This window comes from Luteibacter jiangsuensis (assembly GCF_011742555.1).
Taxonomy (GTDB): Bacteria; Pseudomonadota; Gammaproteobacteria; order Xanthomonadales; family Rhodanobacteraceae; genus Luteibacter; species Luteibacter jiangsuensis.
Genome location: NZ_JAAQQR010000003.1, coordinates 180,269 through 192,734, shown reverse-complemented (window position 1 = coordinate 192,734; position 12,466 = coordinate 180,269). Strand labels below are relative to the sequence as shown.

The 12,466-nt window shown below is 67.1% G+C and carries 8 protein-coding genes; 4 read left to right on the top strand and 4 right to left on the bottom strand.

All coding sequences use genetic code 11. The features are described 5' to 3' along the window. Positions 1-1,419, bottom strand: a complete 1,419-nt coding sequence (locus tag HBF26_RS07705) for an HlyD family secretion protein (protein WP_167124729.1) — start codon at positions 1,417-1,419, stop codon at positions 1-3. Next, positions 1,416-2,870, bottom strand: coding sequence for an efflux transporter outer membrane subunit (locus HBF26_RS07700; RefSeq protein ID WP_167124727.1), 1,455 nt, complete (start codon positions 2,868-2,870; stop codon positions 1,416-1,418). Before HBF26_RS07700 ends, HBF26_RS07705 begins: the two co-directional genes overlap by 4 nt. A gap of 215 nt (positions 2,871-3,085) precedes the next feature. Here HBF26_RS07700 and HBF26_RS07695 point away from each other — a divergent pair, with 215 nt between their 5' ends. Together HBF26_RS07695 and HBF26_RS07690 are read left to right on the top strand one after the other, a co-directional pair. Beyond that, complete coding sequence (locus HBF26_RS07695) at positions 3,086-3,880, top strand: undecaprenyl-diphosphate phosphatase (protein WP_338039643.1); 795 nt, start codon at positions 3,086-3,088, stop codon at positions 3,878-3,880. A gap of 4 nt (positions 3,881-3,884) precedes the next feature. After that, positions 3,885-5,447, top strand: coding sequence for a winged helix-turn-helix domain-containing protein (locus HBF26_RS07690; protein ID WP_167124722.1), 1,563 nt, complete (start codon positions 3,885-3,887; stop codon positions 5,445-5,447). A gap of 120 nt (positions 5,448-5,567) precedes the next feature. Here HBF26_RS07690 and HBF26_RS07685 read toward each other — a convergent pair whose 3' ends face one another. Then, positions 5,568-6,686, bottom strand: a complete 1,119-nt coding sequence (locus tag HBF26_RS07685; RefSeq protein ID WP_167124720.1) for a serine hydrolase domain-containing protein — start codon at positions 6,684-6,686, stop codon at positions 5,568-5,570. 197 nt (positions 6,687-6,883) lie between these two features. Beyond that, positions 6,884-7,867 carry a LysR family transcriptional regulator gene (locus tag HBF26_RS07680; protein WP_167124718.1) on the bottom strand — a complete coding sequence of 328 codons (984 nt, stop codon included), beginning with the start codon at positions 7,865-7,867 and terminating at the stop codon, positions 6,884-6,886. Positions 7,868-8,061: 194 nt separating this feature from the next. Between HBF26_RS07680 and HBF26_RS07675 the strand changes: the two genes are divergently transcribed. Both HBF26_RS07675 and HBF26_RS07670 read left to right on the top strand, forming a co-directional pair. Continuing rightward, positions 8,062-9,267 carry an efflux RND transporter periplasmic adaptor subunit gene (locus HBF26_RS07675; RefSeq protein WP_167124716.1) on the top strand — a complete coding sequence of 402 codons (1,206 nt, stop codon included), beginning with the start codon at positions 8,062-8,064 and terminating at the stop codon, positions 9,265-9,267. Positions 9,268-9,274: 7 nt separating this feature from the next. Next, complete coding sequence (locus HBF26_RS07670) at positions 9,275-12,466, top strand: efflux RND transporter permease subunit (RefSeq protein ID WP_167124714.1); 3,192 nt, start codon at positions 9,275-9,277, stop codon at positions 12,464-12,466.

Sequence of the window (12,466 nt, the reverse complement as noted above, 5' to 3'; positions counted from 1 at the left end):
TCAGTGGCCACGCCGGGCCGGAACGGGTTTCGGCGTGCCGGTGACGGTGTTCGCGCGGATGATCTCCTCGGCGCGTTCATCCGCACGATCCATCTCCTGCGCGTAGACATCGGTACTGGCCAGCGGCTTGTTCCGCGGCGTTTCGGCGAGCACGCGCCCGTCGCGGTCGTGCGTGTCCACGTTCACGTCCGCCGACAGTCCCAGGCGCAACGGGTGCTTCTCGAGTTCGTTCGCGTCAATGGCGATACGCACGGGCAGGCGCTGCACCACCTTGATCCAGTTGCCCGTGGCGTTTTCCGCCGGAAGCAGCGAGAACGCGCTGCCCGTGCCGGCGTTCAGGCCCACCACCTTGCCGTGGTATTCGACATCCGAGTACATGTCCGTCGTGACCTTCACCGGCTGGCCGATACGGATGTTTTCCAGCTGGGTTTCCTTGAAGTTCGCATCTACCCAGACGTCCGAGAGAGGCACCACGGTCAGCAGGTCCTGTCCGGGCTGGATGCGCTGGCCCACCTGCACCTGCCGTCGAGCCGCATAGCCTTCGATCGGCGATACGATGGCGTTGCGGCCGTTGTTCACCCAGGCGTTGCGGAACTGCGCGCGCGCCTGGATCACGGCCGGGAAGTCTTCCACCGTGGTGCCGTCCACCTGTGCGTGCGCCGCCGCGGCTTCGCGCTCGGCCGCCTGCAATGCCGCGAGCGCCTGTTGCATCTGCCGCTTCCCGGTATCGACTTCCTCGGCCGACACGGCACGGCGTGCGAGCAGCGGGTGACGGCGGTTGTATTCGTCGCGGGCCTGTTCGTACTGCGCGCGGCGCTGCGGGATGGCGGCGTCGGCCTGGTTGGCCTGCTGCATGCGTGCCTGGGCTTCGCGCACCGCCTGGGCGAGCTGTCCCTCGGCATTCATCAGGCTCACGCGAGCATCGACCGGGTCCAGCTTGATCAGCACCTGGCCCCGGTGCACACGGTCGGTCTCCTCCACGGCCACCTCGATCACGGTGCCTGCGATGCGCGAGGAGATGGTGACCATGTCGCCCTTCACGTAGGCGTCGTCGGTGGTTTCGCGCTGCGAGAAGACGAAGATGTAGAGCAGCAGCCAGGCAAGGCCGCCCAGCAGGAAGACGGCAGCGATCACCGACAGGATGATGACCTTGCGGCGCTTCGCCTTCGGGTCTTCCTTCTTGTCCTTGTCATTCTTGTCCTTGTCTTCCTGCTTCTCCCCGTCTTTTTTCTCGCCCTCGTCGTCGCTGTCTTCAGACCGTCCCTTCCGGTCCTCCTCGTCGTCGTCCACGCGATCGTCGTCGCGCTCTCCGCGCGGCGATTCGTCACCGTACTTGTGCAGGTACTTGTAGCGGTATTTGTACGGCAGCGGCGCGCCGCTCTCGCCGGTGTCGCGTGGGTCGTCGTTTTCGGGGGTCATCGGGTGGAATCCTCGCCGCCACGGGCGGCCGGAAGCTCGGGCAGGTCGTCGGCGCGGTAGCCGCCGCCCAGCGCGTGGATGAGGGAAAGGTTGGCGGAGAGCATCTGGCTGGTCAGTTGCAGGCGCGCATCGCGCTGCTGGTCCAGTTGCATGTCGGCATCGAGCCAGGTGCGGTCGTCGATGAGACCCTTCGCGCGGCGGTCGGCCGCTTTGCGCTTCTGCGCGGCGCTCGCCTCGTATTGGCGATCCACCTGCACGCGCTGCTCGTCCAGCGCGGTAAGCGTCGCGACGCCTTGCGCCACCTGTCCCGCCGCCTGCACGACGGCGCCGTCGTATTGCGCCACGGCGAGGTCTAGCTGGGCTTGCGCGCTCTCGTACTGTGCACGCAGGCGTCCGCCGCTGAAGATCGGAAGCTGCACGGCGGCACCGATGTTACCGATCGTGAGGTCCGTGCGCGTACCCGAGCCGAGATCCGGATACGTACGCAGGAACGCGCCGAGCGCCGTGAGGCTCACATTGGGGTAGTACGCCTTGCGCGCCTGGTCGATGTTCTTCGATGAGGCCTCGATCTGCCATCGCGCGGCCGCGATGTCCGGACGGCGGGCCAACAGTTCCAGGCGCGCGTCCGGCGGCAGCCTCGTGTCCGGCATCGGCAGCGGCGAAGGAGTCAGCGTGCCCAGTTCCTTCGGCGACACGCCCGCCAGTGCCGCCAGCTGGACCAGATCCAGCCTGGCCGCGCCTTCCAGTTGGGCCACGGACCGGCGCATGCCTGCAAGCCGTCCATCGGCCTGGTCGAGGGCGGTGGGATCGTCGAGTCCGTGCTTTACCCGCAGCGCCACGAGTTCCCGATAGTCAGCCGCGGATGTCGCGGCGTGCCGTGCCACGCCGATCCGCGCCTGCTGCGCCTGCCAGTCGAAGTACGTGTTGGCCACGTTGTATTGCAGGGACGTGGCGGCCGCGGCGCGTTCCGCTTCCGCGGCGCGCGCCTGGCCGACGGCTGCCGCCACGGCATCCTTTTGTTTGCCCCAGAGGTCGAGGTCCCAGGTGGCAAGAGCGCCGGCTGCGCCACTGTTGCTCCAGCTGTGCCCGGGATTCAGCTGGAAGCCCTGCGCGTTGCCCGGCGCGCCCGGCACATCGCCGCGCACGTCCACATCGCTGTAGCCGTGGCCACCGTTCAACAGGCCGCGCACCTGCGGATTCAGTTCCGCACGCGCAGTGTCGACTGCCCGCTGCGCGGCGCGGTACCGCGCTTCGGCCTGCTCCATGTCGGGCGAGCCACGCATGGCTAATGCCACCACGCGATCCAATTGCGGGTCGCGATAGCTCCGCCACCACTCGGGCGATGGCCAGCCGGCCTTGCCAACCGAAACGCCCGCGAGCGGCACCTCCTCGCGCGGCGCGAACGCGGGCGGCCGCACGGGCGGCGCGCAGGCGCCAAGCAGAAGCGCCACAGCACAAACGACAGCATGCGAACCGCGCAAGCGGCCCGGTGGGGAAGGGTCTGGCACCATGGCAAGTCCGTTCGAGAATTCTTGCGGTCGGGCGGATTTCGCGTCCGTTCGCCGCGTCCGGGCGAACATATCAGTGCACTGCGTGGGCAATGCGTGACGGGACAAGGGGCCCACGGGCTAAGCTATGGAGGCGTCCCCACAGGAATCCCCACCACGTGAACGACCTGCTCAGCGCCATCCTCCTCGGTATTGTCGAGGGGATCACCGAGTTCCTGCCGATCTCCAGCACGGGCCACCTGCTCATCGCCGAACGTTGGCTCGGCGCCCGCTCCGACCTCTTCAACGTCGCCATCCAGGCAGGTGCGATCCTCGCCGTCACCTTCATCTACTGGCGCACGCTGTGGAGCATGATGCAGAACTGGCGCCGCCCCGAAACCCGCGACTACGTGATGAAGCTGGCCGTGGCCTTCCTCATCACCGCCGCGCTCGGCCTCGTGGTGTCGAAGATGGGTTTCAAGCTTCCGGAAACCGTCACGCCCATCGCCTGGGCGCTCGTCGTCGGCGGTGTGTGGATGCTGCTTGCGGAGAAGTTCGCCGCGAACCGGCCGGACCATACGGCCGTCACCTGGAAAGTGGCGATCCTGGTCGGCCTCGCGCAGATCGTGGCGGGCGTGTTCCCCGGCACCTCGCGCTCCGCGGCCACCATCTTCATCGCGATGCTGGCCGGCACGAACAACCGCGCCGCGGCGACGGAGTTTGCCTTCCTCGTGGGCATTCCCACGATGTACGCGGCCACCGGCTATGAACTGCTTAAGACCATGCATGGCGGTGGCGCGGCCGGCGAGGACTGGACAGGTCTGGCCGTCGCCTTCGTCGTCTCCACGATTGTCGCGTTCGCGGCCGTGAAATGGCTGCTCGGCTACATCCGCTCGCATCGTTTCACCGCCTTCGCGATCTACCGCATCGCGCTCGGTATCGCGCTCCTGCTGTTCCTGCCCGCTGGCGGCTGACGCGGTGCCCGAGGCCGCCCGCTACCGCCTGCTCGACCTCACGATCGACCTCGCGCGCCAGCGGGTCGAACGCGATGGCGTGCCGCTGGACGTGGCGGGACTCAGCTTCAGGCTGCTTGCCTGCCTGGTCGAGCGCGGCGACCGCGTCGTCGGTTTCGACGAGCTGATGGCGGAGGTCTGGGCACCGGCGGTGGTGAACGAGGAAACGGTGACCCAGCGCGTGCGGTTGCTCCGCCAGGCACTGGGCGACGACGCCCGCCAGCCGCGCTACGTGCGCACCGTGCGCAGTCGGGGCTACCAGCTGGGCGCGCCGCCCGTGCCGGTGGCCGCCGACGAGGTATCCCGGCGCCGCACGCTGTGGCCCGCCGTCGCCGCGGTGGGCGTGCTTGCCGCCACAGCCCTGGGCGTGGGCTTCCTGGCCCGCGAGCAGAAACCGCCCGCCAGCGCGCAGCACGAGATCCTCGAACGCGCGCGCTGGTACGGCGCGATGGGCCAGCGCGACAACAACGAACGCGCCCTTGCGCTGTACGACCGCGCCTTGCGCGAAGCACCCGACGACGTGGACGCGCTCGCCGGCGCCAGCCGCACGCGCGCGGCACGCACCTGTCTCTACAACGCCGGACCCGACGAGGCCCGCGAAGCACTGCGATTGGCCACGCGTGCCGTTTCCGTCCGCGCGGACCATGCCGGCGCATGGTCCGCGCTTGGATACGCACGGGATTGCCTCGGCGATATTCCGGGCGCCATCACGGCCTACGAGCGCGCCGTGCGGCTCGATCCCACCAACGATGCCGCCCGCTCCTCGGCCGCCTACCTTTACCAGGAGCAGGGCCGCCTGGCCGATGCGCTGCACGCCAACATGGACATGCACGGCGACCCGTCCAGGGTCCGCTTCCGCGACGTGCAGGTGGCGCGCGAATACGAACTACTGGGATTCGCCGCGGCGGCGGAGGCCCGCTACCGGCACGTGTTCGAACTGTCGCCAGACAATGTCTTCGCGAACATCGGCTGGCCTGCCTTTCTCTTCGCGCAGCAGCGTTTCGACGAAGCGGGCGTGGCACTCGCCGAAGCGCAGCGACGCGGCACCGCGCGCGCGGAGCTGGCCCAGATGGCGGGAGAGCTTGCGTTACGCCGCGGCGATGCCGTCGCGGCGGCGAAAGCGTTCGCGGAAGCCAAGGCCCTGCGCCCCTCGGCCACCCTGCCCACCACGCTGGCCGCGCTGTACGGCCCGACGCCGGTGGACACCGCGTGGCTGCGCGAACGGATTGCCATGACACGCGCCGCGGTGCCAGGCGACCCCTGGCCGGGCAGCCGACTCGAACTGGCCCTGCTGCTGGAAGCCGCGCACGACCGTCGCGGCGCGCTGGCGGCGCTGTCCGACGCCGTGGACAAGGGTTGGCGCGACGCGGGGTATCTCCGTGCGTCGCCGCTGTTCGCGCCGCTACGCGCGGACCCGGGCTTCACGGCGGTGATCGATGCCATCGAGCGCCGGGTGGCATCCGAACGCGAGCGGGTACTCGCGGCGCCGTGGTGCCCAGAAGAACTGCTCGCTTCCGGTACACATTGAATCCTGTGGGAGCCGCTTCAGCGGCGATGGGTGCTCGCGGCGAGCTGGCCCGCTGCCGCGGGATCGCCGGCACAGCCGGCTCCCACAAGGCCGCTGCCGGCACAGCCGGCTCCCTACGACTCACGGTATCGCACCGAGCACGATGTCGCGGAAGATTGCCTGCGACTGCGGATGTGCATAGCCCTGGTTGTACGCCTGGCTGGTGATCACCGCCACGAGCTCGCGTTCCGGCAATACGAAGACGTAATTCCCGCCGTTTCCACTCATCGCCCAGACCTTCGTTTCCACCCCGTGGATGGGAAAGCGGAACTGCCACCACAAGTACCCGTAATCCGCATCGTCGCGTGCCTGCGCGTGCGGCGTCAGCATCGCGTGCACCCACCCGGAAGGCAGCACTGCCTTGCCGTTCCAGCGGCCGCCGTCGGCGACGAGCCGACCCAGCTTCGCGAGGTCGCGTGTGCGGTAGCGGGTACCGCCGCCGCCCATGCCGATGCCCTCGCTCGACACGTTCCACTTCACCTTCGAAATGCCGAGCGGCTCCTCCAGTGCCTCGTGGGCAAATGCGGCGAGCGGCTTTTTCGTCGCCCGCTCCACCGCCGCGCCGGCGATGAAGCTGCCTGCCGTGCAGTACGAGAACGTCCGACCGTATGGTGAATCCTTCGGACGACTCACCCACGGCGCGTAACCGCGGATCGGCAGGTTCAACGCGAAATCGAGCCAGCGCTCGCTCACGTACATCCGTTCCTCGTTGCCGGACGAAAATGGGTTTTCGTCGTCGCACTCGAGGATGGAACTCATGGTGAGCAGGTCTTCCAGGGTGATCGCGGCGCGACGCGGGTCGGGGTGCTCGATGTGGATATCCGGAAAGAAGGTATACACCGGCGCTTCCACATTCGGGATCGCACCGCGCTGGATAGCCGCACCGACGAGCATGGCCGTAAGGCTCTTGCTCGCCGACCGCACGTCGTTCAGCAGTTCCGGCGAGCCGCCGTTGAAGTAGTGCTCGTAGACGAGCCGGCCATGGTCGGCGACGAGGACGCTGGTGATCTTCTTGTAGCTGCCGTCGGCCACCTTGTCTTCCAGGGTGGCGAGCTTCGCCGTGTTCCAGCCGAGCGTGCCGGCATCGGCCACGGGCCAGCCATCGTCGGCCCGCGTGGGCGGGCGGTACGTTCCCGCGGCGGCGGGCAGTGCTGCCGCAAGGGCTATCGTGACGGCAAGGGTTCGGAAGGCATGGCGCATGGCATCGGCTCCTGTGGTGGGAGCCCGAGTGAAGCGAAGCCGCGTCTGAAGCGCCTGAAGTGCGTCTGAAGTTTTATGAAGGCCGCTGTGGGAGCCGCTTCAGCGGCGATGGGTGCTTGCCGCGAGCTTGCCCGCTGCCGCGGGATCGCCGGCACAGCCGGCTCCCACACAGAGCAGACCGGCTCCCACAGGGTCTTTCACGCCACCGCGGCGATCTCTTCCGGGCGCATGGTGCGCTTGCGGGCCAGCTCCGCCTGCTGTTGCTGCATGAGCTTGCACTTGGGTTCGCTGGTGCGCTGGAACAGCTCGCTGGTCCATTCGATGAACGCCTGGACGCGAGCGGAGAGGTGGCGCTTCTGCGGATACACGATCCAGAGGTTGGAGCCGGTGGAGATCGTGTCGGTCATGATGATCTCCAGCAGGCCCTTTTCGAGCGCCGTGCTGGCGAGGCAATGCGGCGCCTGGATGATGCCCAGACCGGCGATGGCCGCCTGGATCACCGATTCGCCGTCGTTGATCAGCATGTGGGCGTCGACATCGACCGACACCCTGCCGCTCGGGGAATCGAACTGCCACTGGTACGGCTTGCCCGTGCTCGGGTGCACGAAGTTCACCGCCTTGTGGTTCTTCAGCTGCTCGATCGAGGTGGGCGTGCCGTGCCTTGCAAGGTACGACGGCGCGGCGCAGAGCACGTTGCTGAAGTGGCCGATCTTGCGTGCGATGAGGCTGGAATCCGCCAGTTCGCCCATGCGGATGGCGCAGTCGAAGCCTTCCTCGTTCAGGTCGAACGGGAAGTCGCACATCGTCAATTCAAGCCGGATGTCGGGGTATTTCTGCTCGAACTCGGCCAGGTTCGGAATGATCGCCGCGCGCCCGACCGCCGAGGATGCGGCCACCCTCAGCTTGCCTGCCGGCTTGGTCTTGGCGTACCCGAGGGCCTCGGTGGCCTCCGTCAGATCGGCAAGAATCTCCTTGCATCGTGCGTAGAACGCGGAGCCATCGTCAGTCAACCGCAGCGAACGTGTCGATCGGAAGAACAGCCGCGCGCCCAGGCTTTCCTCCAGGCGGGAGATGGCGCGGCTGACCCCGGACGGGGTCATCTGCAGGTGCTGTGCGGCCGAGGAAAAGCTCTTGGCCTCCACCACGCGGACAAAAACGCTGATAGCGGAAAAGTCTTCCATCGCTAACTCCGGGGATAGTGATTCGTGACTGAGGGTCACAGCCGGAATGATTGTAGACCCATTTTTCGCGTGCGAGGCAAGACCTAGATTTCGCAGCCTGCGATGGACCGGCTTGACCTCAACCAAGGTTGAGGCCCCAGGCTGCCGGCCCCCCGCCCCCTTATCCATCCCAATCGAAACCTCCAGGGCCTCCCATGAAGAAGAAACTCCTGTTCGGTTCGTCCGCCCTCGCGGTCGCCGTCGCGTCGGCGATCTGGCTGAGCGCCGGCAGCTCGGCCAGCCATGCCAGCGAGCCTGCCGCCGCGCCGCCGGCACCGGAAGTCACCGTGGCCCAGGTCCTGCTGCGTCCGGTGGCCGACACCAATGCCTTCACCGGTCGCATCCAGGCGGTGGACACCATCCAGGTGAAGCCGCGCGTCAGCGGCTACATCGACTCGATCCACTTCCGCGAAGGCGCCGCCGTGAAGAAGGGCGACCTGCTCTTCACCATCGACCCGCGCCCGTACCGCGCCGAAGTGGACCGCCTTGCCGCCAACCTGGCCCAGGCGAAGGCCGAGGCCAAAAATGCCGAAGCCAACGCCGCCCGCGGCAACAAGCTGGTGGAACAGCACGCCGTGTCGCGCGAGGAAGCCGACCGCCTCGATACCGCCGCGGCCAGCGCCAAGGCGCAGGTGGCGTCGGTGCAGGCCGCGCTCGATGCCGCGCAGCTCAATCTCTCGTTCACCCAGGTGCGCGCACCGGTGGACGGCAAGGTGAGCAACGCCCAGATCACCGCGGGCAACCTCGTGACGCCCAACGACACGCTCACCAGCGTCGTCAGCGTGGACCCGATGTACGTCTACTTCGACGTGGACGAGCAGACCTTCCTGAAGCTCGACCGCCTGCGCCGCCAGAGCGGCCGTGCGCCGGCCGTCGAAATGGGCCTCGCCGACGAGGAGGGTTATCCGCACGCCGGCAAGATCGACTTCATCGACAACCAGGTGCGCTCCGGCGCCGGCACGATCCGCCTGCGCGCGGTGTTCCCGAACGCCGACGGCGCCTTTACCGCCGGGCTGTTCGCCCGCGTGGAGCTGCGTAGCGCCGACACCCAGCCTCGCGCCCTGATCGACGACAAGGCCGTGGGCACCGATCTCGGCAACAAGTTCGTCTACGTGCTGGGCAAGGACAAGAAGGTGGAATACCGCCGCGTGTCCACCGGCGCATTGGTGGACGGCTTGCGCGTGGTCGATTCCGGCCTTGGCGCCGATGACGTCGTGGTGGTGAACGGCCTGCAGCGCGTGCGCCCCGGTGTCGAAGTGAATGCGAAGCGTGTCGCGATGGCATCGCTGGTACCGGATAGCGCGCGCAATGTCGCGTCGCACTCGGCCGGCGTCGACAGCGTGGCGCAGAACCAGGACTGATCCACCCATGAAAATCGCCCAATTCTTCGTCGACCGCCCGATCCTCGCGGGCGTGCTGTCGGTGCTGTTCCTGATCGCGGGCGGTATCGCCGTGTTCAAGCTGCCGATCAGCGAATACCCCGAGGTCGTCCCGCCGACCGTGGTGGTGAAGGCCTCCTACCCCGGCGCCAACCCCAAGGTGATCGCCGAAACCGTCGCCACGCCGCTCGAAGAGCAGATCAACGGCGTGGAAGGCATGCTCTACACCTCCTCGCAAGCCACCAGCGACGGCGCGATGACCCTCACGGTCACCTTCGCGCTCGGCACCGATCTGGACAACGCGCAGGTGCAGGTGCAGAACCGCGTGTCGCAGGCGCTGCCGCGCCTGCCCGAGGAAGTGCAGCGCCTCGGCGTCACGACGAACAAGAGTTCGCCCGACCTCACCATGGTCGTGCACCTCACGTCGCCGGACCATCGCTACGACATGCTGTACCTGTCCAACTACGCCCGCACGCGCATCAAGGACCAGCTCGCCCGTCTCGACGGTGTAGGTGACGTCCAGCTGTTCGGCGCCGGCGAATACAGCATGCGCATCTGGATGAATCCGGAGAAGCTCGCGATCCGCAACCTCACCACGGGTGACGTGATCAAGGCCATCCGCGAACAGAACATCGAGGTGGCGGCCGGCTCGCTCAATGCGCCTCCGGGCCCGAGCTCCGCCGCGTTCCAGATGAACATCAACACGCGCGGCCGTCTCGTCACCGAGGACGACTTCCTCAACATCATCGTGCGCAGCGACGCTTCCGGCTCGGTCACCCACCTCCGCGATGTGGCGCGTGTGGAACTGGGTTCGAACAACTACGCCCTGCGCAGCCTGCTGAACAACCGCGAAGCGGTGGCGATCCCCATCTTCCAGCGTCCGGGCTCCAACGCCATCGCCATCTCCGACGAAGTGCGCAAGGAGATGGCCGAGCTGAAGAAGGACTTCCCGCAGGGTGTGGACTACTCCATCGTCTACGACCCCACGGTGTTCGTGCGCGGCTCCATCGACGCCGTGGTGCACACGCTGTTCGAAGCGATCGTGCTCGTGGTGCTGGTGGTGATCCTGTTCCTGCAGACCTGGCGCGCCTCGATCATTCCGTTGGTGGCCGTGCCTGTGTCGCTGATCGGCACCTTCGCCGTGATGTATCTCGCCGGGTTCTCGCTCAACGCGCTGTCGCTGTTCGGCCTGGTGCTGGCGATCGGCATCGTGGTCGACGACGCGATCGTGGTCGTGGAGAACGTGGAGCGGCACATCGAGCACGGGCTCGATCCGAAGATGGCCACGCGCCAGGCGATGACCGAGGTCACCGGCCCCATCGTGGCCACGGCCCTCGTGCTCTGCGCCGTGTTCGTGCCGGCTGCCTTCATCAGCGGCCTCACCGGACAGTTCTATCGCCAGTTCGCGCTCACCATCGCCATCTCCACGGTGATCTCGGCCTTCAATTCGCTGACGCTGAGCCCGGCGCTGTCGGCCATCCTGCTCAAGGGTCGCGACGAGCCGAAGGACAAGCTCACGGTGTGGATGGATCGCAGCCTCGGGTGGCTGTTCCGTCCTTTCAACCGTACGTTCGAGCGCGGTGCGCACGGCTACGTGGGCGGCGTGAAGAAGATCCTGCGCTTCTCCGGCATCGTGCTGGTGCTGTACGCGGGCCTGGTCGGCCTGGCCTTCCTCGGCTTCGCGAAGGTGCCGACCGGCTTCGTGCCTTCGCAGGACAAGCAGTACCTGGTGTCGTTCGCCCAGTTGCCGGATGCGGCCTCGCTGGATCGCACCGAGAGCGTGATCCGCCGCATGGGCGACATCGCCCTGGCCCAGCCCGGCGTGGAAAGTGCCGTGCAGTTCCCGGGCCTTTCGATCAACGGCTTCACCAACAGCACGAATGCCGGCATCGTCTTCGTGACGCTGAAGCCGTTCGAGGAACGTCGTAGTGCCGACGTGTCCGCGGATGCCATCGCCGCGGCGCTGAACCAGAAGTTCGCTTCGATCCAGGATGCGTACATCGCGATCTTCCCGCCGCCGCCCGTCAACGGCCTCGGCACGATCGGCGGTTTCCGCATGCAGATCGAGGATCGCGGCGGCCTGGGCTTCGAGGAACTCTTCAAGCAGACGCAGGGCATCATCGCCGCCAGCCAGAAGACGCCCGAACTCGCGCACCTGTTCACCAGCTACCAAGTGAGCGTGCCGCAGTTCGACGCCGATGTGGACCGCGAGAAAGCCAAGTCGGAAGGCATCGACCTGGGCGACGTGTTCCAGACGATGCAGGCCTACCTCGGCTCCCTCTACGTCAACGACTTCAATCGCTTCGGCCGCACCTATCAGGTGAACGTGTCCGCGGAGCCGGCGTTCCGTCACGAGCCGTCCGACATCGTGGGCCTGAAGACCCGCAACGCCGCCGGCGACCTCGTGCCGCTGGGTTCGTTCCTCACCGTGCGCCAGACCAACGGCCCCGACCGCGTGCAGCATTACAACGGCTTCCCCACCGCCGAGATCAACGGCGGCCCGGCACCGGGTTACAGCACCGGCCAGGCGCAGGACGCGATGGAAGCGCTGGTGAAAGCCAACCTGCCCAACGGCATGAGCTTCGAGTGGACCGAGCTGACCTACCAGCAGATCCTCGCCGGTAACACTGCCGTGCTGGTGTTCCCGCTGTCGGTGTTGCTGGTGTTCCTGGTGCTGGCCTCGCTCTATGAGAGCCTGAGCCTGCCGCTGGCCGTGATCCTGATCGTGCCGATGGTGCTGCTGTCCGCGATCTTCGGTGTGTTCATCACCGGCGGCGACAACAACATCTTCACCCAGATCGGCCTGATCGTGCTGGTGGGCCTTGCCTGTAAGAACGCGATCCTGATCGTGGAGTTCGCACGTGAAGCGGAAATCGAAGGCATGAACCGTGTCGACGCGGTGCTCGAAGCCGCCCGTCTCCGACTGCGCCCGATCCTGATGACGTCGTTCGCCTTCATCATGGGCGTGGTGCCGCTGGTGACCTCGCACGGTGCGGGCGCGGAGATGCGCCATGCCATGGGTGTGGCCGTGTTCTCCGGCATGCTCGGCGTGACCTTCTTCGGCCTTATCTTCACCCCGCTCTTCTACGTGCTGATCCGCGCCTGGAACGAGCGCTCCGAGGCCCGCCGCCAGGCGCGCCGCGAGCGCCGTCTCCTGGAACATGCGGCACGGGAGTCCTGA